The following is a 23646-nucleotide window of genomic DNA, read 5'->3' on the forward strand; positions in this document are numbered from 1 at the left end:
CCCTTCCCTACTTCAGATACTTCTCCAAGGTTCTCCGCACAGCTCCCGGTCCTGCCAGCATTTCCAGGAACATGCTCTCAATCTTGCTTCCGAGGCCAATCTCATACAGCGGAACCCCAAAGAGCTGTTCATCTTCAAGAATCGGGCGCACACTGGCGTTCCGGTCGCCGAGGGCAACCCCTTGCAGATGTCCCTGCAGCGTTTCCAGCAGCGGGTCAGGACTCAGCGTGAAGGATTCTCCTTCATCGTTCACGCCAAGCAGATAGCGGCACCAGACCGCAATGGCCAGCGGGATCGCTGTCAGCTGCGCCGGATCAAGCTCCTCCCGGCGGATATATGATTTAATGGTTTCTCCGAACCGGATGCCCACCTTCTGTGAGGTGTCGGTGGCGATCCGCTGCGGCGTATCCGGGATGAACGGATTGGCGAAGCGCTCCGTCAGCACTTCATCCAGGAACTGCTTTGGACTGAGAATGCCGGGGTCCACGACAACAGGCAGACCTTCCTTATACCCGATAATCTCCACGAATCTCCGCAGGGTATCGTCCCTCATCTCATCCGCAATCAGGGTATAGCCAAGCAGGCAGCCTGATACGGCAAGCGCCGTATGCAGCGGGTTGAGACAGGTCGTCACCTTCATGGTCTCCACATTGTTGACCGTATCCCGGTCCGTGAAGATAATCCCCGCTTCCTCAAGCAAAGGACGGCCGTTCGTGAATTTGTCTTCGATCACCAGGTATTCGCTGATCTCTGCGTTTACGAAGGGGGCGGTATAGGTGTTTTTGGAGGTAATGATTACATCCATATCGCCAATCCCCTGCTCCAGCAGCGCGGCTTGGACGGTCTCTGAAGGGCGCGGTGTGATCTTGTCGATCATCGACAGCGGGAAGGCTATCAGCTGTTCATTCTCCAGGTAGGCTACGAAACCTTCTTCAACCAGTCCTTTAGCCACCCACTCTTTGGCAATTGTCACGACGCCGTTCTTTAGCTTGTCGCCGTTATGGGAGCAGTTGTCCATGCTGACGAAGGTCATCGGGAAGGCGCCTTTTAAATACCGCTTGTATGCAAGAGAAGCCACAATACTCATGGCGTGAACCGGCTGCTCCGGTCCGCCTTCGATATCCTTTTCCACGATGCCAAGATATTTCCCGTTAGGACCTGTCAGCGAGTAGCCCTTCTCCGTGATGGTGAAGCTGGCCATTTGCAGGCTGGGGTTCTCAAACACTTCTGTCAGGCGGCGGTAATCTGCTTCACGGCTCTTGTCTGCAGTAATTCCCTCGACAATGCTGTTTACGATCCTTTTCTGAAAATCGCCGCGTGCATTCATCAGTACCAGCAGGGTCAGATTGTCATACGGCTTGTAGACCTTGTCGATCATCTCGAAATCAAAGGTTTCCGCCGCAATGATTCCTGTATCCGCCTTGCCGCTGTCCAGCAGCTTCTGATGGGCATTGGCTACAAATCCCCGGAAAATATTGCCCGCGCCGAAATGAATCCATTCCGGCTTCTGCTGTGTATTCTTCGCCACCTGCTCATAATCGAACTGCGGCAGTTCTACTCCCGCAGCGGTCCAGGCCGCGTGATCCCGTTGGATACTGCTTCTGGTCAAGCGGAGCATTTATTTCGCCTCCTTGACATTGTCCAGGCTGTCCCAGACGCCAAGCAAATACATGATGCCGAGCGCTCTGTCATAGAGTCCGTAGCCCGGACGGCAGTTTTTCTCTTCGCCCCAGAGATGGCGTCCATGGTCGGGCCGCACATAACCGGTATACCCGTTCTCATGATATGCCTTCACAACCTCTGCCACATCGACACTTCCGTCACGCCCGCGGTGCGAAACCTCAATGAAATCCCCGTTCTCAAACACCTTCACATTGCGGATATGGGCAAAATGAATACGGTCATGGAACTCGCGGATCATCGCCGGCAGATCGTTCTCCGGATTGGAACCCAGCGATCCCGTGCAGAAGGTCAGGCCATTGTACGGGCTGTCTACGGCATCAAGCATACGGCGGATCGTATCGCGGCTGCGGATAATACGCGGCAGTCCAAAGATCGGCCAGGCCGGATCATCAGGATGAATGGCCATCTTGATATCCGCTTCCTCGCAGACCGGAATGATGCGCTCCAGGAAATATTTGAGGTTCTCGAACAGCTTATCTTCAGTCACACCGACATAGGCTGCGAACAGCTCATCCAGCTTCGCGAGGCGCTCCGGCTCCCAGCCCGGCATAGTGAACTGTCCCGCTCCCTTCAATATCCGGTCCACCATTTCACGCGGATTATCGGTAATGGCAGCCTTTTCATAAAAGAGAGCATTCGAACCGTCCGGCAGTTCCTTGTACAGTTCCGTACGCGTCCAGTCGAACACCGGCATGAAATTGTAGCAGATCACCTTCACGCCAACCTTCGCCAGTTTGCGGATGGTGTCGATATAAATATCGATATATTTATCACGGGTCGGCAAGCCGATTTTGATATCATCATGAACGTTGACGCTCTCCACCACAGCTGTGCTGAAGCCCTTGCTGGTGATCTGATCCGCCACTTCCTGGATCCGTTCCATTTCCCACACTTCACCGGCTACCTTCTCATGCAAAGACCAGACAATACCCATAACCCCCGGAATCTGCCGGATATGGTCAAGCGTAATATTGTCATTGCCTTCACCGTACCATCTCCACGTCATGTTCATCGATAAACCCTCCTATGATTGTCATCTTCGTCAACCAATCTTGTATACAAGATTTTCTTGATCATAGAATAAGAATACCCGGTTGTCAATACAATAAAATAAAGAGTTTAATTAGCATTACTGCTAGCTTACTCCCATTATTTCAATAAATATTTTTATTACCGCTAAACATCATGTATACTAGTCATATCCGTTAATACATATGGAAAGCAGGAAGCAAAATGTCAATCAAAGCTGAAATTATGAACACCTTGAAGCACGAAATCCTTACCTTGGCCTTGAAGCCCGGCACCATTCTGAGCGAAACTGCCTTGTCTGAACGCTTTCAGATTTCGCGGACACCGCTGCGTGATGTGCTGAAACAGCTGGCTCTGGAATCCTATACCGATATCTATCCGAAAAAAGGGAACATCGTATCCTATATTGATCTTGAATCCGTTGAACAAATCACATATCTGCGCAGCACACTGGAAAAAGAGATCCTTAAAGATCTCTCTTCACAGCTTTTGCTGACTGGCGTGCACGAGCTTAAGGACATTCTGGAGAGGCAAAAGGAAGCCATCGGGCAGAATGACATCGATTCCTTCCTCAATCTGGATGATGCGTTTCACCGGGCCTTGTACCGGCTTGCCGGGCGGGAATTTCTGTGGAATTTGATTCAGCAGTCCAATGTGCACTACCTCCGGTACCGCAGGCTGCATATGCTAAAGACCGAAAAACTGGAGGGAATCTGGAAAGAGCATCAAGCCCTGCTGGAGCTGATGGTGCATAAGGAAACCGGAAAGATCGGCCCGCTGATCCACCACCATCTCCGGGAAGATATTCATTCCCTGGACTTTCAGGAGAATTTCTCGGAGTATCTGAAGAAATAGGCATTTGCTTGTTAAAATAATACACTTCAATAATGCACTGCCATGCGCATAGAAAAAAGCTTCCTCCTTGAGAAAGCTTTTTTATGTAGAAAATCAACCGCCGCAAAGCGCATAAAATATTGCGTGACAAAACGCATTGTAATATATTGCAAAAATATGGTAAATTTAGTATGGATAAAATTTCACATTTGTAACCAATAAACTACTAATAAGCTCTAACAAATCTCTCGGAATAACAGTAAAGTATATACTGATAAGGTAATTATACCCTTAACGCACGAACATAGGTTTGGTATAATATACAAATCAATATTTTACAGTTAAATACTTATACTAGGGGGATCTGAACTTATGATAATCTATGAAGACAAGCTGTCTACCCGCACTTTCCCTTTACTGCAGCAGCTGCTTCCTATTCATGTACAGCGGCATATCGTAGAAGTCCTTGATACTAATTCAACATCTCATTTTTACTGTAAAGTTGAGGATAACACACCCAATGTAAATGTTTTTCTGATTGAACATAACCCCAAGGAGTCCTATACAACATGCCATTGCTATGCCTATGACCGGATCGGAGAAGATTATCTGTACAACAATATGGCTGTAGAACATGTACAAGCTATAGCTAAGTTTATTTCTCAGCTTACTCTCCTTTAGTAGAAGGCTCTATTTCTTTCTTGATGCGTTCGTATTCTTCTTCAATAGTTTTGGAGAGAAGCTCAGTTGCCGTCATATTCAGCTTTTTTGCGGCCTCAGCCAATTCTTTTTTTATGTAGGCTGGCACATCATAATGAAACTTCACTTTGTTCCCGTACGCCAATGTAAATTCCTCCTATCCTATAACTTCTTGATATTTTTTTTCAATAATCCGGATCAGCAGCTGTGTGGCCGACATATCTTGTAAGGCTGCCGCTTCGATCAACTTCTCCTTAATCTCAGGTTGAAATTCATAAGGTAATTTCAGTTTAGGTTCAACCATCCGGCCATCTAGTGTTTTTTCAGCATCTATGGCAAGCTCCAGTAATGTTTGAAACGAAGATTCACTAGAAGCCTCTCTGCCATACTTTGGCAATACACGCACCAGATATTGCTTTAGGGCTTTTTGATTTTCATCCGTTATTTCAATACCCAAACTTTCCCCCGCAAGCTTAAGCTCGCAATCTACATTGTAGCCGAACAAGTTAATCGAGTATTTCATATTCAGCCTCCTTTTGTTATCTTTTGCTATTATATAGTGATTCGTTACGTCGCACAATATTTATTCCATGGTTTATGCTGTTATTCCGCCTCTTTTCAACCTTCTATATATTATTTCCAACAGAACGGTGAAAAATATATTTTATATATAGCGTTATGTTACGTTATATAATATAATATAGCTATAAAAGAATTGAAAGGAGGGTTTTTTTATGGATTTGCCATCCCTTGTACAGTTAGTTGGTAACGTTGGTTTTCCCATTGCCTTGTCACTTATTCTTCTTCAAACAATCTTGGTTAAATTCAACAGGCAAATAGAAGGGCTAGAGAAGCGATTATCTCAGCTTGACAAAACAATTAATATGTTAGTCAAGACATCTCATCAGCCTGCCTTACGTGCTACACCACAAGAACAAAAAAAAGAGGGGGGCAAGCACTGACTATATCTAGTAAATATTATTTTATTGAACGGAGGGGCATTTATGATTTGTCGTGATCGATTATTGAAAAGCATACAGGCAGCCCACCTTGCTGATGTGGCCACCTATTTGAATATAGAGGAAGGTTATCCGCTGCTCAGCATCCGAAGCACGGTGTCCAGTCCGGACGGACAAAAAATCCACCGCTCCAAGCAGCTCATACTAGGAGATAAGTTCGAGTTGATTGTGTAATCCCGCATCACAAAGAAGGGCCGCCTCCACCGCAAACCCTGCGATGCAGACAGCCCTTCATTTTTTTCGGTATGGACCTATGTAAGTTAACCCCGCCTACTCAGTAATCCCAAAATCATGGAGCAATTTCCGGGTATCCAATGCGGGCAGGGCCAACGGTTCGCGCAGCTTCTGCAGTTTGACCAGCAAATCCTCCTTGTTCGCATAGACATAAGGACTCTTCCAGTTGGATTCCAGGGTAATCAGCTCACTTGCCGCAGGCTTCATCGACGGATAATTCAGAATCCAGCTCCGCAGCTGATCCTTGCCGATATCCGTGCGGATATTGTCACCCAGAATATCGATGATATTCCCCCACTTGGCGATTCCGCTTACGGAATCCAGCTTATCCAGGATGAGGTTCAAAACCTCCTGCTGCCGTTCGTTGCGCGAGAAATCGGAGGATTCGGGGGTCCCGCGGTTGGATTTACGGTAACGGACGAAATCCAGCACTTCCTTGCCGCTTAAATGCTGCCGCCCTTTTTTTAAGTTAATATTCGTGCCGTCCGCATTATCCACATACCGCATATTCATCGGCACATCGATATCCAGCCCGCCAAGCTCATCCACAATACTGCTGAACGCCTCGAAGTTGACCAGAATCATATGATCGAAATCCATCTGCAGAATATCGCCATAGAACTCTCTCGTCTTGCTTAAATCCTCATCCTTGTTATGCGCATAATAATAAGCATAGTAGTAATTGGCTTTATGTGTACCAATCTCAGTGCTTGCGATCTTCATATCTCGGGGTATGGAAAGGATCGACAGCTTCTTGCTCACAGGCTCATAAACCACCGGCATCAGCACATCCGTGTTCAGCGTTCCACCGCTGCCGCTTCTGTTGTCGACTCCAGCGAGCAGGAATGTGAGCGGTTTGCTCTCCTTTTCTGCATCTACAGCCGCAGCGGCTGCAGAAGCTGTAGGCACGGGTGACGCTGGTCCGGCTGTCTCACCAGGGGCAGAGCCTGACGCTGAAATCCGATCAAGCGCCCGTTCTGCCTTGTAATAGAGCGTTCCGGCATAGACTGCGCCAACAATCAGGCAAGTGCCCAGCACGGCGGACAGGGTGAGCAGTGTTTTTCGGGTACGGACTTTTCCCCGTTTGGCTTTCCTTCTCTTGCTTCTTTCCTCCATTCCCTTCCTCCTGCTTCATTTCATAAAAATTATAAGTTGTAGATGATTATAGCATAGGCTTCAATTGATGCTCAAAAGTGGAGGATACCGCCTTTATTTAAATGAATCAGCAGAGGCTGAAGCAGGAATGTTTTGGGCAACCGTTGACCCTAAAAAGGTGTATAATAAATAGAACTTTTAGAAAAAGGATGTCCTGACATGCTTCTTGCTGTGAATCGTACACTTAACCGGATGATGCCGCTGATCACTCCGCTAAGCGTCTTGACCGGAGTGCTCTGCGGAAGTGCACTGTCCTCTTATACCTATTTGTCTCCCTGGCTATTTGCGTTTATGACGTTTGCCGGAAGCATCAGCCTGGGATTTAAAGATTTCGTGAACGTACTCAAAAAACCGCTGCCCCTGTTCGCCTGTCTCTTCATTCTGCACATTGCTATGCCGCTGGTAGCCTTAGGTTTCGGAAATGCGCTGTATCACTCGGATGAATTCACGATTACGGGCCTTGTGCTGGCCGCAGTCATTCCAACGGGGGTAAGCAGCTTCATCTGGGTCAGCATTTACAAAGGCAATACTGCCCTCACCCTGTCTATCATTCTGATCGACACCCTGCTGGCTCCTTTTGTCGTGCCGGGCATATTATCGCTGCTGATCGGAACCAGTGTGGAGCTGGACACAGGCGCCATGATGAGCAGTCTATTCTGGATGATTGTCGTCCCTTCCCTGCTCGGCATGGTGCTTAATGAATGGACCAAGGGTGCGGTTGCTCCTGTCTGGAGTCCCAGACTGAACCCGTTCTCCAAGCTCTTCATGGCTGCAGTGATTATGATCAACGGCTCTGTCGTTTCCCCGTATTTAGCTGACATCGACCTGCATCTGGTTGGCCTGGCCTTCATCATTGTGCTTTTGGCTACCACCGGCTATGCCCTGTGCTTCCTCACGGCGAGGATATTACGCTGGAATGAAGCGGATGAAGTCGCCCTTATCTTCAATGGAGGCATGCGCAATATCAGCGCCGGCGCTGTCCTGGCGGTGTCCTATTTCCCCGCTCCGGTGGCCGTTCCCGTCGTCCTCGGCATGGTGTTCCAGCAGTTGCTGGCTTCGCTTGCAGGCTTTCTGCTCAGTCACCGCTCCAAGGTCAGACACACTGCGGAGCAGACTACGGCGGCGTGAGTTTGGCTAATTATCAGCCGCGAACCATCCAACAGCAGGTAGCAAGTGGAAAAAGGGAACTTATTTCTCCTCAAAACCCAACAATAGAAGGATTTAGGTGGAGTAAGGGATCTTAATTGAGCGATATTACCTCTTCAAGAGCAAAATGAGCTGAATTAGTGATCCTTTTTCCACCTAACCATCTAACGAAGCCCTAGCAGATACTGAAAATCATACCTTTCTAATAAGGAGCGCCCGCTCCAGTCGAAGCCGGGTCACATATTCGGTAAAGGCTTCCTTTGTCCCCTCGCTGAAGAGTGTTGAAATGTACGCAGGAGCCAGCGATACTTCCTTGGAATTATTGGCGTCAACCACATAGTAGCCTCCCATCATCCCGATAAGCACAACAGACAAAAGAGTATAAGACATAATACACCTCATAAAATGGATTTTCTGTATCCGGGCACTAAAGCCAGCCTCCCCCAATAATGATAGCGCTAACAATTATTTACTTCCTGTGATCATGAGCGATTTATCCGCCTAATTCCAGTCTAAAATCTTTAAGTTCATTATAATTTCTTTCAGCCAAGCGGATCGTTCTGGATGCCCTGCTATGTATACATTTGGGAATGACCGCAAATAGTATACACAGGAGAGGAGGCTAATCATGCTAAAACACTGGATAAAAAATGTGTTGAAACCAGCGAAAGGTTCTAAACAGGATGCAGAAAAATCCAAACATCAGGCCTCAAATGAACCTATAAATGCATCATTAGCCAGCACCCTTAACACGCTTAAAAAGAAACTGGGCCAAAGCCCTGACTTTACCGTCCGGGACTTTTCCGATCATCCGGAGCATGCCGGGCTGCTTGCCATTTGTTATATTGAAGGGCTAGTCGACTCCATTCTGTTATCCGATCTTATTGAAAGCTTAGTTAAAGAAATAGCCCATACCCCCTCTGACCGGTTAGAGGAACACCTTGCAGCTTCTTTGATAAAAAAAACATTGCCTCTAGGAAATATTCAAATGATTGATTCGCAAAATCAGATCTATCAAGCGGTCCTTAAAGGCAGTGCCGTCATTCTAATAGACGGTTTACAATCTGCCCTGGCAGTCTCTATTGCCGGCGGGGTCAGACGGGCCGTGGAGGAACCCACTTCACAAGGTGTGGTCCGGGGGCCTAAGGAGGGTTTTACAGAGGATATCTCAACCAATATCACCCTAATCAGAAGGAAACTGCGGACACCTGATCTTAAGTTTGACAGCCACATTATCGGACAATATTCACAAACCGTTGTCATGGTAACCTACATAGAAGGAATTGCCGATCCCGGGGTGGTTCAGGAGATCACTAAGCGGCTTCAGGCCATTGATACAGACAGTATCCTTGAAAGCGGCTATATCGAAGAATTCATTCAAGATGCGCCGCTTACTCCCTTTCCTACAATGATAAATTCAGAACGCCCGGACACTGTCGCCGGCAGCCTTCTGGATGGACAAGTAGCCGTAATGGTGGACGGGACACCTTTCGTATTAATCGCCCCGGTAACCTTTTATAATTTTTTCCAGATATCCGAGGACTATTACCAGCGCTACGATATTTCAACTTTTCTGCGGATGATCCGTCTGATATCGTTCCTGGTTTCCTTGCTGCTTCCTTCCTTGTTCATTGCCTTGACCACGTTCCATCAGGAAATGATTCCCACCATCCTGCTAGTAACTCTGGCTGCCCAACGGGAAGGGGTTCCTTTTCCAGCGCTGCTCGAAGCCTTGTTGATGGAATTAACCTTTGAGGTGATTCGTGAAGCAGGGGTACGGATGCCCCGTGCGATTGGTCCAGCCATATCCATCGTAGGAGCACTGGTTATTGGCCAAGCAGCGGTGGAAGCAGGCCTGGTCTCGGGCGCAATGGTAATCGTTGTCTCCTTTACCGCTATATCCAACTTCGTCATACCATACATCAGTATGGCCACTGCCGTACGCTTATTGCGTTTTGTTCTCATGCTGCTGGCAGGAACCTTCGGTTTATTCGGAATTATGGCAGGGGTTGTTCCTATTCTGGCTCATCTGCTCTCTCTAAAATCGTTCGGTGTGGACTATCTAATGCCATACAGTCCAATGTACAAGTCCAACATGAAAGATTTGCTTATCCGGGTACCCTGGTGGGCAATGAAAACAAGACCCAATATAAAATCGGGATCTAACAAAATAAGACAGGCTCCTCACCAATATCCTGCCGGTTCGAATAACATTGTCCGCCGGGCAGACGAGCCTGAACCTAAAGCTTAAAGGAGAGATCTATGTGCACCGACGCCGGGATGTTGCCATTGGGCTTGTTGCAGCTCTAGCTCTATTGCTTGCAGGGTGCGGAAACCGGGTTGAAATGACCGAATTAGGAATTACAACGGCAACCGGTTTCGATGGGCAGCAGGGGGACTGGACACTCACCTACCAGATTATCATTCCACCGGCAATGTCTTCCGGTGCAGGCGGATCTTCCGGCGGGGGCGGCTCTCAAGCTGCTGTGCATACCTTCTCGGCACATGGAAAAACCATCAGAGAGGCTTTAGCGGCCAGCAACCGGGAAAATCCGCGTAAACTGTATTTTGCACATACTAATGTTCTTATCATTGGCAAACAAGCAGCAAAAGCCGGAATTGAAGAAATTCTGGATACTTATTATCGTAATCCTGACGCACGGGAAACAGTAAAAGTCTTAGTAGCCAATGGCGAAGCCAGAGATTATCTGAATAAGCTGATCCCCCCGGAGAAGCTTCCCGGCAGAGCGTTATCCAAAATCCTGCAAAAAAATAAACAGTTAAGTTCGTTTTATCCTTCGGTATCCGTACATGAACTAGCGCTCGGCATCAGTTCCGACAGCGGCGCAGCCGGGGTTCCAGAAGTATCTATCACAGGCACTGACAGCTCAAGTTTGGAGTCAGCAAGTGTATACCAGCAGACCTCGAACACCAGCAAATTAAAAATCTCCGGGTTAAGCGTCTTCCAGAAGGCAAAAATGGTTGGAACACTGGAGCAAAACGAGAGTATGGGAATTTCCTGGCTGACCAATCGTATACGTCTGACCACAATAAGCTATAACAGTAAGGATGATACCGATGTGTCCGCATTTCTGGTCCGCAACGCGAAGGTTAAAGTTACACCAGTAAAAGAAGCCCTGCATTATACATTAAAAGTCAAGGCTAAAGTGGTGGTAGGTGAGTTTTTGGAGACCACTACACCTGAAGATCTTTTAAAAACGCAAAGTGTTAAGAAGCTGGAGCAGCAGGCAGCGCAGATCATCCGCTCGCAAATCCTGGAAGGCTGGAAAGCCGCTCAGCGTCTAAAGGTCGACCTTGTAGGCATAGGCAATAAAATCCACCGCAAATCCCCCAAGGATTGGAAAAGATTAAAAGAAAATTGGCCCGGGGAAATAGCAAACATGGACATTGACATTGATGTAAAAGTGAACCTGAAACGGCCCGGTCTATTTCAGAGTTCATTTAGCCGGCTGCTCGAATCCGAAGAGGATTAATAAGTACACACACATAAACAGGAGATGAAATAAATGAGCCAACGTAATACAATTCGGGTATCGGAGCTGGCCATAACTATTTCATTATTCGAGGTAGGCAGTACAACCTTATTTTTTATAGGGGGGGAAGCCAAGCAGGATGCCTGGCTAGCTATGCTGTTAGGGGCGTTGGCCGGCCTGTTCTTGCTTCTAATGCACTTGAGTATTCACCATCAGGAACCTGCTCTGGATCTGTTCCTATTGTTTCGCAGTTATATGGGGAAATATGTGGGGACCTTCGTGAACCTTCTGTTTGTCGGCTATTTCTCCTATGAAGCTTCGCGGAATTTACGCGATTTTGGCGAAATCACGGTAATGACTTTGTTGAACCGGACATCGCTATGGATTATCATGCTGATCGTTATCCTGGTTGTTTCCAATTCAGTCCGTTATGGACATAGAGTACTGTTTCTGATGTGCGTCATTTTTTTGCCCGTTATGTTATTTAGTTATGTTCTAATCAGTATTCTGATTCCTGTCACCGGCCTCTTCCACTTCGAATTCATGTTTCCAGTCTTGGAATCCGGGTGGAAGCCCGTTCTTAATGCGGCTATACCGGAGATTGTCTCTTTTCCGTTCGGACAGACTGTCTTATTTCTTGTGTTTTATCCCTATGCCCGCACAGGAAAAAAACTCAACAAAGCTGTGATTATCAGTTATATCATTACGGCACTCTCACTAACCTTTATTAATCAATTGAACATTTTTGTGTTGGGTCCAAAGATTGCCCTATACAGCACTTTGCCTCTTCTGGAAACCGTCCAGTTGATTGACTTGGCAGAAGTATTTGAGCGGATGGACGCTTTATTCACCATGCTTCTTTTTCTTGGATTGGGTGTTAAAATGGGAGCTTTTTTTAATGGTGCCACAATCGGACTCGAAAAAATAACCGGTATTGCTTATAAAAAGTGGGTACTTCCTGTAGCCCTTCTAATTTATGGAATGTCCTTCTTATCTCCAAATTATACCCATCATATCGTAACAGGAAGACAAGTTGTATTAAATTATCTTTTCCCCGTTTTCCAGATCGTTCTTCCCTTGCTGCTTTTTATAACGATCCTGATCAGAAAGCGGAAAAAGCGGACAAACCGTTCATCTCCTGAGAAAACCTGAGGATCTCTTACGGCAGGTTAGGGAAAATCTGATTTTTCGTCCCTTCATTCCCAGTTCACTGTTTCTACCCATCTGATCGAACAATATTTAATTTAGAGATTATTACATAGTAATAAATCAGGTTCTTTGCCGGACTGGCAATTTATCTCTCAAACGATTAACACAATGTGGGATTACCCGGAACCCTAAGTCCCGGAGCTCGTTATTGAAGCGGTTCTTCCCCAGACAGATCGGCTGAGCCAAGTCCAATTGGAAAAAATACCGGTGAGATGTTCAATGCTAAAGGGGGATATTCCTTGAAGAATCATGAAATCCTTGCACATACAACGCATCGGCCCTTTCCTTTACCCCAAGGACCCTGGCTGATGAAGCAGACTTGGAACGACCTGCTGTTTGCACACTGGCCGATAAAGAGGCCCATTTAACGCCTTATATCCCGCCCGGTTTAGAACTCCAGCAATGGGAAGGAACGCCTTGGATCAGTGTTTCTCCATTCCTCATCGATCCAGCCGGTTAGCCGTTGGCACCGCGGTTAACCGAACGGTACTGCCTCTATACTTCCGACTCGAAGAACCGTCTCTATGTCGGGGACATTCATCATCTCCCTTGGACATTGCAGGAAGCCGGCCTACAGCTTGAGTCCAATACTGCAACCGTTCACTGGGCCTCATTCATGCTCACGATCCTTCACTGCTAACCTATACCAAACGTCTGGAGGTTTTATTCTGGCCGGTCAGAAGAATAATGCCCTGATTCCCTGTATGCCAAAATAGATCCCGAATCCGATCAGCGAGGCGCCTGAGATCATAGAAACTCCCATCAGCATCCTATCGCTCAAAAAACGCCTTAGTCCCGTAGTAAGCGAAGCTACGATAATATCCCAAAGCGCCAAGCCCAGGAATATCATGCTGCTGTATATTAACAAATGTCCGGTCCCATAGGCGGCTGCCGTTTTTGCCAAAATCGACCCGTAAATGCCTAACCAGAACAGAATGGACAGCGGGCTTGTAATGGAAACTGCAAAGCCGGTCATAAAACTCCGAAGCAGAGATTCTTTATTGCGCGTTGCAGCTTGGATATCCACCTTCTCAGCGGTAACGATGCTTTCCACCCCGGAGTAAACCAGCACCAAGGCTCCAAAAATCCATAAGAACACCTGAATTTCCGGCATGCTTAGAAATTTAACCAGCCCTAAATAAATAAGTAGCATAAAAATTCCGTCCGCGATCATAGAACCGGCTCCGACAACCCATGCATTCCAGAAACCGTTTTTGATTCCTTTATCCAGACGGGCGGAATTCACCGGCCCCATCGGTGCCGCTAACGTCAAACCCAAAATAATATAACTGGCCAACAGTTGTACGCTCATGTCCTCACTCCTGCATAAAAGGTACCAACTTGTACAATTTATGACGGAGAGAAGCGCTTCATTCTTCTTGGCCAAAATTGATCACACCAGCCCCTTAACGGGCTTTGATCATCTTGCAGGAGCCGCGTTTGAGCAGCACCGCATCATACACAATATGCTGATTGCCTGAGTGTTCAGAAATGAGGTCAAACAGGACGCCTACGCTGGACAGGGCCATTTCCGTTCCCGGCTGGCTGATGGTATCGAGAGATGGATGATAATATTCAGCCATCTCGATCCCGTCAAACCCAAGGATTGAGATGTCATCCGGGATAGACAGCCCGGCGGTAAGCACGGCTTTGGCCGCGCCAATGGCAATCGTATCGGAGGCGGCAAAGATAGCCGTAAGTCCCTTGTTCTTGTTAAGCAGTCTCCGAGCGGCATTAAAGCCCGAGCTGGGACTGTACTCACAATCCTCAACCAGCCCGGCATCGTAGGGCAGACCCTGCTCTTCCAGTGCTTTTTTGTAGCCCAAAAACCTCCGGTTGCCTGTGGTTTCATCCAATAAAGGAGACTTGGCCAGAAAACCGATATTCGTATGCCCCAGGGAGATCAAATAATTGGTGGCCTTATAGGCTTCCTTCAATTCATTGATGATCACACTGGAAAAGATGGCCGGGTCCACCTCCTGTGTTGAAGTAATCGTCGTCAGCACAAAAGGAACCGTCAGCTGCTTGAACTTCTCTTCGGAATGATTATAGGTCCCGCCCATAAAAATAATCCCGCAAAGATTTTTCTCCTTAACCAGTTGAATCGCTGCATTGATCTCATCCGTTCCATCCTCTACCTGCTGGATCAGAAACGGGTAACCCCGCAGATTAACCTGCCGCTCAATTTCCTTGATCATATTGGAGAAAAAAGGATTGGTAATCCCCTTGACCATAAGTGCAATGTTCTTGGACTGCGTAGTTTTCAAATTCCGGGCGTTGGTATTGGGAATGTAATTGTATTCCTTCACCACACTCAGAACTTTATCCCGGGTAGCTTTGCTCACCAATCCCTTGTTGTTGATCACCCTGGAAACCGTGGAGATGCCAACACCTGAAATCCGCGCGATATCCTTGATATTTACGTCCACAATACTCCTCCATTTATGGGTAAAGGAGCTATATTGAACTATAGCTCCCTTACACCTGTTAACGTCCCCTTAGTTGACAGGGACAAATTCAGCTAGTTGCTTCTCTACTTCGGCAATGACCTTATCAACTCCTGCTTTTTTCAGCTGTTCGCGGTAATCTGCAACCGCTGCTTTAGGATCTTTGCTTGTTTTGCCAAGCATCAGCTGGATGCCAAGCTGTGAATTCACGTTGGAAATAGCGGCAATTTCCGTGCTCACATTCGATGGATCAAAGCTGAAACCATTGTATGGATCATCGATAGCGACTTTGTCCCACTCCGCGAACAGGGAGTTGCGGATTGGATTTTCTGTATCGCTCGGAACTACAAATTTATCATTCCGCAGGGACCAGGCCGAGAAGCCGCCGGCATCCGTTTTTTCGTTATAGCCTGGAGGATTTTTTCTCACACCGTTTTCCATAACATATTGCTTGCCTTCAATTCCGTATTGAATGAGATTGTAGTAGCTCTTATCGGTCATGAACTTCTCAATCACCATCAGAGAGCGCTCCGGATTGGCCGAGTTGGTGCTGATTACGGTCGAGTTGTCGACGCCCATCTTGCGTTTGATTTTTTTATTGGCTTCGGCAAACGTAAAGAAGTAAGGATCTGATGCCGGCTGCGCCTTCATATCCGCACCATACTGGCCGATCCAGTCCTGGGCATGCGTCAGATAACCTGCCGAATTTGCTGCGCGGAAGTTATCCTTGCCGCCAAGGGTGGCAGACAGCACATCTTTGCTCCAATATCCTTTATCTGCCCATTCACGCATCTTCACGGCCCAATCTTCGAACTCCTGGGTGAAGGCCGGATGGAAGACGGTTTTATAATCCTCGGGACTTTTGGTCACCAGGTTAAGCTCAGTCGAAGATATACCAGGGGCATTAAGCCACATATCCGTAGTATCGACCAGCATTCTGAACATATTCTGCGCATCTTCAGCTTTGCCGTTAATCGGAGGAAACGATTCATTGGCAACCACATTATCCATATATTTAACCATATCATCTATCGAGCTGATTTTTTTCATGCCATATTTCTTCAGCAAGTCAGAACGGTAAGCATAACCGGTAGGCGTATATTCGCTGTACAGACTCGGAACACCATAAATTTTGCCCTTGTACTTGGTATTTTCCCAGACACTGGCCGGGATTTCCGCCTTCAGCTTGGGAGCCACTTTGTCGAGCATATCTGTAATATCCACCAATGCGCCTTCACTGGCCAAGGTAAAATAGGACACAGGCGCTCCTGGAGAGGCATGGGACAGATCAAACTTTTCACCGGAGGCAAACAACAGCGGGTATTTGGTTGCCGTATCCGGCCAGTCGATGTACTTCACTTCAATGGTGGCATTGAGATCTGCCTTCAGTTTTTTGTTAATCTCGGCAAGAATCGCCTTGTTGGCAACGCCTTCACTGCCCCACAGATAATACACCAGCTTGGCTTCCTTCGAAGTATCGACTCCTCCTGTGTTAGCCGCAGTTTCCGGTGTTCCCGACGCTGCCGGATCGTTACTGGACTCATTGTTTTTGGAAGAACAGGCTGTCAATACCCCGGTAAGCATGAGGACAGCGATTAGAGAAGACGCAATTTTTTTACCTTTCATTCGGTAAGCCTCCCTTTTCTCTTCTATTTATGAATTCCTTCATATATAATAAACGCCCTTGATAAGAAGACGTCCATTAACCCTTTACAGCCCCGATCGTAAGTCCTGTTACGAAATAACGCTGTACAAACGGATACAGGAGAATAATCGGCCCGGTGGCCAGCACAGCTGTCGCCATCTTAATGGATTGTGTTGGAAGATCAGCCGTATTAATGACCGCCCCCGAGTTAATCAAAGCGCCAAGATTCGTCTGGTTGACCATGCGCTGCAAAAAATATTGAAGCGGAAATTTATCGGGGCTGTCCATATACAGCATCCCGTTATACCACTCATTCCAAAAGCCCAGCGCCGAGAAAAGTCCAATCGTAGCCAGGGAGGGAACCGCAAGCGGGATGAAAATCCGCCAATAGATCCGGAAATCGCCGGCACCGTCAATAGTTGCAGATTCATATAAGGAGTCTGGAATCGCTTTCATGAAGTTCCGCATCAGGAAGATGGACCATGCGCCTACCACGCCCGGCAGAATCATGGCGAACAGGCTGTCCTTCAGGTGGAGGTGCTTGACCATGAGAATATAGGTTGGAATCAAGCCGCCGCTAAAAAGCGTCGTAAAATAAATCAGGAAAGAAAAGAAGTTGCGGTATTTGAAGTCCTTCCGGTTGAGTACGAACCCGGCCATCGACATCATAAACAATCCAAGCACCGTACCCACTACGGTAATAAAAATTGTGACCTGGTAAGCGTCCACCAGTTGGGTAGAGTTGCCCAGCAGCATGCTGTAAGCCTTGAAGGAGACTTCCTTCGGCAGCAGCTTGTAGCCCTCGCGGACGATTTCCTGCTCGTTCATGAACGAGGAAGAGATCATTAGTGCAAAAGGAAATAAGCAAATCAGAGCAAAAATGGTGATGCTGACATAGCTGATCCCTTTGACAATAAGACTTCCGGAGTCCTGCTTGATGGTTGTTTTTTCCACGGTTATCACCCCTGTTTCGTATCTGAACTTAGAATAACGCGCTGTCCGGTTCGATCTTGCGTACGATAAAGTTGACCACCAGCACCAGTATCAGGCCAAATAAGGATTGGTAGAAGCCCACCGCTGCACCCATGGAGAAGTTGAATTGCCCCACCAACGAACGGAAGACATAAGTATCAATGATATCCGTCTGCGGATACAGGACGGAGTTAGTGCCAATCAGATTATAGAAAAGGTCGAAGGAGCCTTTGAGAATGCCGCCCATTCCGAACAGCAGGAGCAGAATGAAGGTAGGCTTCAGGATCGGCAGAGTCATATAGCGAATCCGCTGCCAGGTGGTAGCCCCATCCATATAAGCCGCCTCATACAAATCATGGTTAATCCCTGTGATCGTAGCCAGATAGACAATCATACCGTATCCGGTTCCGGCCCATATTTTGAAGGCCACGATAATATACTTCCAAATGCCCGGATCGGAGTAGAATTCGTAACGGTCCAGTCCGGCGCCCGCAAGCATTGTATTGATAAAACCGGAGTTGAAGTTGAAGATATTGTAGGCGAATACGCCGACGATAACCATAGAAATGAAGTTGGGAAGGAGAATTACGGACTGGGAAACCTTCTTGAACCATTTGCCCGATATTTCGGACAGCATAATGGCAAACACAATCTGAATGATATTTCCCAAAGCGAGGAAAACAATATTGTAGAGCAGTGTATTTTTCGTAATATTCCAGAGATCACCGTTCTGAACCAGGAACTCGAAGTTCTTCAAGCCGATAAAATCGCTTCCAAAAATCCCCTTGTTGAGGTTGTAATCCACGAATGCGACATAAGCGCCAGGCATGACAGCATAGTGAAAGATCAGAAAATACAGGAGCACAGGCAGCAGCATTAGGAAAAGAACTTTGTTCTTCATCACTTCCCGGACAATATTCCGACCCGCCAGCTTAACTCTTGTCAATAAGCCCACCTCCAATTTGAGCGTTAAACAGCGTAGTGAATGGCATGGAAACGTTTCTATATTCTTCTTGGAGCTCCCCTTGCGAAGAGCATACTCCCGAAATGTATGCGCTGTCAATTGAAATATTTTTTATTTATCAAGGACTAAAATTACAAATTTCGAGTTAAATCTTGTGAATTCGACTTTTCTTTTAAGATGATTGACAATTTTTTATCTTGCCGCTAAGATCGAGATAAATTAGCAATGAAAACGTTTCTATATCATTATTTTTGTGAAAACTTGCCGCTGCATGGCCGAAGTGCCAGCACTTTGTATGGTTAACTTTTAGATTTCAATAAACAGTAACATTTTTCTGTCAAAATCACTGGAGTTACTAAAAATTTTAGATTAATATAATGCTATACTTTTTGATAAGGCAGGTTGAGGCAAGCTGGAAGACCAATTATTTAATCAGACCGTCAATGAGCTGCTAGCCCTCTCACACAGCAAGGTGCAGGTAATACTAGAACCCAGGTTCCAAGATAACCGGTTAGTTGGCGGCAAATATCATTTAGCCAGCCATACCATTTTCCTATATAAAGAAGAGATTGTTAGACAATGCTGTGAACTGTTCGGTTCACATCTCCGGCTGAAAGAATACATTGCGGTTGTATTGGCCCACGAGCTTGGGCATTCCGAAGATTTAGAACTGGAGCAGCTCGCCGCAGCTCTGGATGGCCCCCTGACAGGAAGGCAAGAAGCCGAAATCCGGCTGAGGATCGAGGAAAATGCGTGGGCTTATGCTATCTCCTTACTGACAGAAGCAGACCCTTATTTTTTGCATATGATCATGGAAGAGTCTCTCTTCAGTTACCGGAATCAACTGGACCGGTTCCGCATTGCTTAACCAATTGTACAAGGCCAGGTCCTCCTGAGAGAACCTGGCCTTGTACTTGTATTGCATCTATTGGATTATTGCCGTATTTAATTGTCACGTTGACGGGCCCGGGCTTCGCCGCCTTTGCGTCCCGCTTCCTCACGGCTCATCTTGCCGTCATCTTCATTGCCGCCTGAATTGTTGCGGCCGCGGGCTTCCCCGCCTTTTTCGCCAATTTCCTGATAAAACTCACGGTCATGATTTTTTGCCGTGGCTTCGCCACCCTTACGTCCCGCTTCTTCGCGGCTCATCTTTTGATCATTCTGGTTGTTCTGTGCCATTTCGAATTCGCTCCTTTTCGGGTATTGAGTATTTTTTGTTGCACTTTTAATTTACCCGTACCTCTGAGCATGAAACATAGATTCCGAGAATTTCCCACTCGATGTCAAAATCTATTAATACTCCCATAACACTGAATTAGGGCGTTAGAAATTTTCCAATACAATTTTTCCTATCGATCTTCCTGTTTCCATCTTTTCATGTACTGCACGCAGGTTCTTTGCATTTATTGGGTCTAACCGTTCTGTTAAAGTGGTTTTCAACTTGCCATTATCGATTAATTCAGCCAGTTCATTCAGCAGCTCGTGTTGCTTGATCATATCTTTGGTCTGGTACATTGACCGGGTAAACATAAGTTCCCATACAAACGTGACACTTTTAGAGAAAAGCAGATCCATATCCAAGCTTCCCGTCCATGAAGCCTTATCTGCAGGAACGATTGAACAAATCTTACCTTGAGGGGTTATAACCTCTGCCATGTTCGCTAAATGTTGTACCGTGTCATTTAAGCAAAATATATAATCCACGGTCTCATATCCAATATCCTTGAGCTGCGCTGCAAAATGGCTATTGTGATTAATTGTAAAATCTGTCCCTTGATTTTTGCTCCACTGGATTGACTCTGGGCGTGAAGCCGTACCAATTACAGTTAGCCCTGCCAATTTGGCAAGCTGAGTTGCAATCGACCCTACTCCTCCGGCTGCACCGATAATGAGTATGCTTTTATTTTTGTTTTCTTCTGCGCTATGATTGATTCCCAGACGGTCAAACAGACCCTCCCAGGCCGTAATCGAGGTAAGCGGTAAAGCGGCTGCTTGTGCGAAATCCAGACTCTTGGGTTTGTTTCCCGCAATTCGTTCATCTACCAAGTGAAACTCACTGTTCCCCCCTGGGCGGGCCACACTCCCTGCATAATAAATCTCATCTCCGGGTTTAAACAACTGACATTCAGGTCCAACCTGTTCCACGATCCCGGCTACATCCCACCCCAGAATTTTAGGTGATCCATCCTCATAGTTGTTATTCTGTCGCATACCCAAGTCGGCAGGGTTGACAGAGATGGCTTTTACTTCAACCAATAGATCACGGCCTGCAGGAAGCGGTTTTTCTATAAACAGATCCACCAAGCTCTCCGGATCGGATATAGCGAGATATCGGTAAGCACCGACTGCTTTCATTTTTTGGTGATTGTTCATATTCTTCTTCCTTTCAAATTGGGTTATCGTACAATTGAATTATATGTTGTATACTTACTTTAAGAAAGTAGGCATAATTTTATTGTATAGTATTAAAAACCATACCATTGTAAGGGGGCTGAGTAATGGGAGACCGAAGAAACAAGTACGGTGCTAGTCCAAATATGGAAGGCTGTCCTGTGGAGACCACTCTGGATGTGATCGGGGGGAAATGGAAAGGGATCATTCTCTATCATCTCATTGACGGAACGAAAAGATTTAATGAATTCCGCCGTCTCAATCCGGGGATTACACAGTTTATGCTAACACTCCAGTTACGGGAGCTTGAACGGGATGGCATCATTCATAGAGAAGTTTATAAAGAAGTCCCGCCCAAAGTGGAATATTCACTAACTGATTTTGGAAGAACGTTGGAACCGATCATAGTATCTATGAAAGAATGGGGGGAGATTTATAAAATCAGACTTAACGAAATTAGAACGCCACAAGAGGAAGAGGCTTGAATGTACAGACGATTCTATAAAACAGCGGCAGCGAAAATCCCCTATTTCTTAAAAAGAACCAGTCAATGCTACAGAGTACTGGAAGCCTGAACCATTTTGTATTGAATGCGCTCTTCAGCTTCCGGAATGGCTTGAATTACTTCTTGATTGGCAATCTTTCTTCAAACTATAATTGAATTAATCTTTCAAATGAGGTGAAATGGATTGTATTTCCGTATCGTTCGAGGTATTTAGTTTTCGGGCTGGAAAAAACGCGTACCAGCCACCAAGGGGGTAGTCTGTCCTTTTGGTCTCATAAAGCTAAAAACATTGATCGATACCGGTCATGTACTCATCCTCATTGAAAGGTGAAATTAAAAATGAATCCATTAGAATATCGAGAATTTTATGATAAAGTCGGAAAAATCAACGGCTGGGATTTCAGCAATGTAAAATGCGTTTCTGAAGGAACCACATGGGATTTGTATCGTGAAGTAACAAAGACCTGCAATAAATCGGATATATTGCTTGACATTGGCACAGGCGGCGGGGAAGCGATTTTATCAATTGCTGAATCTGCACTACTTGTAGTCGGGATTGACCAATCCACTGGAATGATGGAAACCGCCGCTAAAAATTCTGCTAAATCAGGCTTACCTAATGTACGATTTCTTCAGATGGACGCTGAACATTTGGAGTTTCCTGAAGACTTTTTTAATATAGTCTCGTGTAGACATTCGGAATTCTTTGCTAACGAAATCGCAAAAGTTCTAATTCAGGGTGGTACATTCCACACTCAGCAAGTGAGCGAAAACGACAAATCCAATATTAAAGAAGCGTTTGGAAGAGGACAAGCTTTTGGAGCAAAGGCAGGTACATTACAGCATCAATATCTTACTGAATTAAGCAAAGCCGGTTTTAGCGACATTCAGTCATTTGAATCTAATGTTATTGAATATTACCAAACGGCTGAAGACCTGATTTTTTTATTAAAACACACTCCTATTATTCCCGACTTTGGACGGACTGAAGCCGATTTCCAAATACTCCAGCAATTTATTATGGAAAATCAGACGGAGAAGGGGATTAGGACAAATTCGGAACGCTTTATAATAACTGCTAAGTTATAGAGATTGTGAGATTGTATTTAAAAAGGATACTCGTTAATCGGGTATCCTTCTTTTTTATAACGTTTTATATAATAGAGAGTCGTATCGTTAAGATGTACGGGAACGTTTAAAGGCAGATGCCAGCAGGACCAACAGGCCGCCAATGCCGATCCAGATTAAGACGACTGTCGGATGATTCATGCGCAGCTTTTGCCCAAAGAACAATATCTCACGCAGCCCTTCAACCATGAAGCGCATCGGCAGCCAGGATAGTACCCAATCACGGTAAAAAGGAGATAATAACTCAGGAGCGGCGCACCAAAGAATAGGAACAGTACAAAGACAATCATACCTTTTAATCCAATCCAGGAGAAAACAGCAGCTATCATGAGGAAAAATGCTAAATACGCAATTGCCAAAAATATAGCTGTATCCATGAAATGAGCGATGTGTACGCCCCAACTCCTTGCAAACCAAGTGAAGCTAAATCCAGCCGCCAAAGCAATGAGTGCTCCCCAAAAGACTTGAACTATATTCGCCCGAATCCGGTCCTTACGATTCACGTAATTTAATTTATTTTTGGCGAGCAAGAAAATCACGTTTCCGATTAGACTGGCCATCCACAAAGGCTGTAGCATCAAAACCGGTGAATTCCCGTTTGCACTATGCGCACCGGCTGCATTCACATTGATGATTTCGCTGACGATTGGTGAAGTTAATGCAGCGATTTGTTTTGTCGAGAGCGGACCGCCCTGGTGACCGATAGCCGCTAATAGCTCAGCACGCAGCTTCTCATTTATGCCATTAACCGCCTGATTTAACATTTGTCCAGCCACACTAGATGCTGATGCATTCATACCTTGGTTGATATAAATTTGCATTCGGGGGGAAGAAGGGTCCGGCGTCTTAAGCGATGCCTGCTTCTCGCTGAAATCCTCGGGAATCACCAATGCAGCATAATATTCCTGGTTATCGAGCCCTGTCTTTGCTTCGGCTTCACTCCCCGCTTCGATCCATTTAATTGCTGACTCTCCATCCTGATTAGCTGAGGTTTCCGGTTGAATATTAGACACTATCGTTTCGCCCATAATGACTGCAATAACGATAATCGGTAATGTAATTATCAATTTGTTTTTGAATAAACGCATATGT

General features: G+C 46.2%; 25 protein-coding genes and 1 pseudogene. 12 read left to right on the forward strand and 14 right to left on the reverse strand.

Annotated elements, in window-relative coordinates; translation table 11 throughout:
• Window positions 1-7 precede the first annotated feature (7 nt).
• Window positions 8-1618 (reverse strand): mannitol dehydrogenase family protein, encoded by a 1611-nt coding sequence (locus PGRAT_RS21595; RefSeq protein WP_025704927.1) that lies wholly within the window; start codon window positions 1616-1618, stop codon window positions 8-10.
• On the reverse strand, window positions 1619-2695 hold the full coding sequence (gene uxuA, locus PGRAT_RS21600; RefSeq protein ID WP_025704926.1) for a mannonate dehydratase: 1077 nt from the start codon (window positions 2693-2695) through the stop codon (window positions 1619-1621).
• A gap of 221 nt (window positions 2696-2916) precedes the next feature.
• Here uxuA and PGRAT_RS21605 point away from each other — a divergent pair, with 221 nt between their 5' ends.
• The gene (locus PGRAT_RS21605) at window positions 2917-3567 is read left to right on the forward strand and encodes a GntR family transcriptional regulator (protein WP_025704925.1); all 651 of its coding nucleotides are present in this window, start codon (window positions 2917-2919) and stop codon (window positions 3565-3567) included.
• A gap of 351 nt (window positions 3568-3918) precedes the next feature.
• Window positions 3919-4227 carry a hypothetical protein gene (locus tag PGRAT_RS21610; RefSeq protein WP_025704924.1) on the forward strand — a complete coding sequence of 103 codons (309 nt, stop codon included), beginning with the start codon at window positions 3919-3921 and terminating at the stop codon, window positions 4225-4227.
• Here PGRAT_RS21610 and PGRAT_RS33775 read toward each other — a convergent pair.
• A complete protein-coding gene (locus tag PGRAT_RS33775) occupies window positions 4214-4390 on the reverse strand; it encodes a hypothetical protein (protein ID WP_167337235.1) in 177 nt (58 codons plus the stop codon). The two genes, PGRAT_RS21610 and PGRAT_RS33775, sit on opposite strands and share 14 nt — an antisense overlap.
• 12 nt (window positions 4391-4402) lie before the next feature.
• Complete coding sequence (locus tag PGRAT_RS21615; protein ID WP_025704923.1) at window positions 4403-4768, reverse strand: hypothetical protein; 366 nt, start codon at window positions 4766-4768, stop codon at window positions 4403-4405.
• Window positions 4769-4979: 211 nt separating this feature from the next.
• On the opposite strand from PGRAT_RS21615, the gene PGRAT_RS21620 reads away from it, so the two are divergent.
• Together PGRAT_RS21620 and PGRAT_RS21625 are read left to right on the forward strand one after the other, a co-directional pair.
• Complete coding sequence (locus tag PGRAT_RS21620; protein ID WP_025704922.1) at window positions 4980-5207, forward strand: hypothetical protein; 228 nt, start codon at window positions 4980-4982, stop codon at window positions 5205-5207.
• 42 nt (window positions 5208-5249) lie between these two features.
• Window positions 5250-5438: a UTRA domain-containing protein gene (locus tag PGRAT_RS21625; protein WP_025704921.1), complete on the forward strand. Its 189-nt coding sequence runs from the start codon at window positions 5250-5252 to the stop codon at window positions 5436-5438.
• A gap of 96 nt (window positions 5439-5534) precedes the next feature.
• Here the strand turns inward: PGRAT_RS21625 and PGRAT_RS21630 are convergent, their stop codons facing one another.
• Entirely contained in the window at window positions 5535-6614 is a 1080-nt protein-coding gene (locus PGRAT_RS21630) for an LCP family protein (RefSeq protein WP_025704920.1), read from the reverse strand.
• A 198-nt stretch (window positions 6615-6812) separates the two neighbouring features.
• On the opposite strand from PGRAT_RS21630, the gene PGRAT_RS21635 reads away from it, so the two are divergent.
• Window positions 6813-7781, forward strand: a complete 969-nt coding sequence (locus PGRAT_RS21635) for a bile acid:sodium symporter family protein (RefSeq protein ID WP_025704919.1) — start codon at window positions 6813-6815, stop codon at window positions 7779-7781.
• Window positions 7782-7991: 210 nt separating this feature from the next.
• Here the strand turns inward: PGRAT_RS21635 and PGRAT_RS21640 are convergent, their stop codons facing one another.
• Entirely contained in the window at window positions 7992-8189 is a 198-nt protein-coding gene (locus tag PGRAT_RS21640) for a hypothetical protein (RefSeq protein WP_025704918.1), read from the reverse strand.
• Between the two features lie 238 nt (window positions 8190-8427).
• On the opposite strand from PGRAT_RS21640, the gene PGRAT_RS21645 reads away from it, so the two are divergent.
• From PGRAT_RS21645 to PGRAT_RS34955, 4 genes are all read left to right on the forward strand, one after another.
• A complete protein-coding gene (locus tag PGRAT_RS21645) occupies window positions 8428-10050 on the forward strand; it encodes a spore germination protein (protein ID WP_025704917.1) in 1623 nt (540 codons plus the stop codon).
• Window positions 10051-10063: 13 nt separating this feature from the next.
• Window positions 10064-11293, forward strand: a complete 1230-nt coding sequence (locus PGRAT_RS21650) for a Ger(x)C family spore germination protein (protein WP_025704916.1) — start codon at window positions 10064-10066, stop codon at window positions 11291-11293.
• A gap of 33 nt (window positions 11294-11326) precedes the next feature.
• On the forward strand, window positions 11327-12445 hold the full coding sequence (locus tag PGRAT_RS21655; RefSeq protein ID WP_025704915.1) for a GerAB/ArcD/ProY family transporter: 1119 nt from the start codon (window positions 11327-11329) through the stop codon (window positions 12443-12445).
• Between the two features lie 520 nt (window positions 12446-12965).
• Window positions 12966-13142, forward strand: coding sequence for a DUF2071 domain-containing protein (locus PGRAT_RS34955; RefSeq protein ID WP_081758728.1), 177 nt, complete (start codon window positions 12966-12968; stop codon window positions 13140-13142).
• Window positions 13143-13178: 36 nt separating this feature from the next.
• Here the strand turns inward: PGRAT_RS34955 and PGRAT_RS21660 are convergent, their stop codons facing one another.
• The 5 genes from PGRAT_RS21660 to PGRAT_RS21680 all read right to left on the reverse strand — a co-directional run bounded on the left by PGRAT_RS21660 (window position 13179) and on the right by PGRAT_RS21680 (window position 18521).
• Complete coding sequence (locus PGRAT_RS21660) at window positions 13179-13814, reverse strand: LysE family transporter (protein ID WP_042267223.1); 636 nt, start codon at window positions 13812-13814, stop codon at window positions 13179-13181.
• Between the two features lie 94 nt (window positions 13815-13908).
• The gene (locus PGRAT_RS21665; protein ID WP_202903637.1) at window positions 13909-14931 is read right to left on the reverse strand and encodes a LacI family DNA-binding transcriptional regulator; all 1023 of its coding nucleotides are present in this window, start codon (window positions 14929-14931) and stop codon (window positions 13909-13911) included.
• A gap of 69 nt (window positions 14932-15000) precedes the next feature.
• Window positions 15001-16575, reverse strand: a complete 1575-nt coding sequence (locus tag PGRAT_RS21670) for a DUF3502 domain-containing protein (RefSeq protein ID WP_025705758.1) — start codon at window positions 16573-16575, stop codon at window positions 15001-15003.
• Between the two features lie 76 nt (window positions 16576-16651).
• Window positions 16652-17548, reverse strand: a complete 897-nt coding sequence (locus PGRAT_RS21675; RefSeq protein ID WP_202903636.1) for a carbohydrate ABC transporter permease — start codon at window positions 17546-17548, stop codon at window positions 16652-16654.
• A gap of 28 nt (window positions 17549-17576) precedes the next feature.
• Entirely contained in the window at window positions 17577-18521 is a 945-nt protein-coding gene (locus PGRAT_RS21680) for an ABC transporter permease (RefSeq protein ID WP_411830854.1), read from the reverse strand.
• A 481-nt stretch (window positions 18522-19002) separates the two neighbouring features.
• Between PGRAT_RS21680 and PGRAT_RS21685 the strand changes: the two genes are divergently transcribed.
• Window positions 19003-19398, forward strand: coding sequence for a metallopeptidase family protein (locus PGRAT_RS21685; protein WP_081758832.1), 396 nt, complete (start codon window positions 19003-19005; stop codon window positions 19396-19398).
• A gap of 77 nt (window positions 19399-19475) precedes the next feature.
• Here PGRAT_RS21685 and PGRAT_RS21690 read toward each other — a convergent pair whose 3' ends face one another.
• Both PGRAT_RS21690 and PGRAT_RS21695 read right to left on the reverse strand, forming a co-directional pair.
• Window positions 19476-19709 carry a KGG domain-containing protein gene (locus tag PGRAT_RS21690; RefSeq protein WP_025705754.1) on the reverse strand — a complete coding sequence of 78 codons (234 nt, stop codon included), beginning with the start codon at window positions 19707-19709 and terminating at the stop codon, window positions 19476-19478.
• A 144-nt stretch (window positions 19710-19853) separates the two neighbouring features.
• Entirely contained in the window at window positions 19854-20903 is a 1050-nt protein-coding gene (locus PGRAT_RS21695) for a zinc-binding alcohol dehydrogenase family protein (RefSeq protein WP_025705753.1), read from the reverse strand.
• A gap of 125 nt (window positions 20904-21028) precedes the next feature.
• Between PGRAT_RS21695 and PGRAT_RS21700 the strand changes: the two genes are divergently transcribed.
• Together PGRAT_RS21700 and PGRAT_RS21705 are read left to right on the forward strand one after the other, a co-directional pair.
• Entirely contained in the window at window positions 21029-21406 is a 378-nt protein-coding gene (locus PGRAT_RS21700) for a winged helix-turn-helix transcriptional regulator (RefSeq protein ID WP_025705752.1), read from the forward strand.
• A 359-nt stretch (window positions 21407-21765) separates the two neighbouring features.
• Window positions 21766-22515, forward strand: a complete 750-nt coding sequence (locus PGRAT_RS21705; protein ID WP_025705751.1) for a class I SAM-dependent methyltransferase — start codon at window positions 21766-21768, stop codon at window positions 22513-22515.
• An 87-nt stretch (window positions 22516-22602) separates the two neighbouring features.
• Here PGRAT_RS21705 and PGRAT_RS31255 read toward each other — a convergent pair.
• Window positions 22603-23642, reverse strand: a pseudogene (locus PGRAT_RS31255) (ABC transporter permease).
• Between the last annotated feature and the right edge of the window lie 4 nt (window positions 23643-23646).

It is taken from the genome of Paenibacillus graminis (assembly GCF_000758705.1).
Classification (GTDB): Bacteria; Bacillota; Bacilli; order Paenibacillales; family Paenibacillaceae; genus Paenibacillus_AQ; species Paenibacillus_AQ graminis.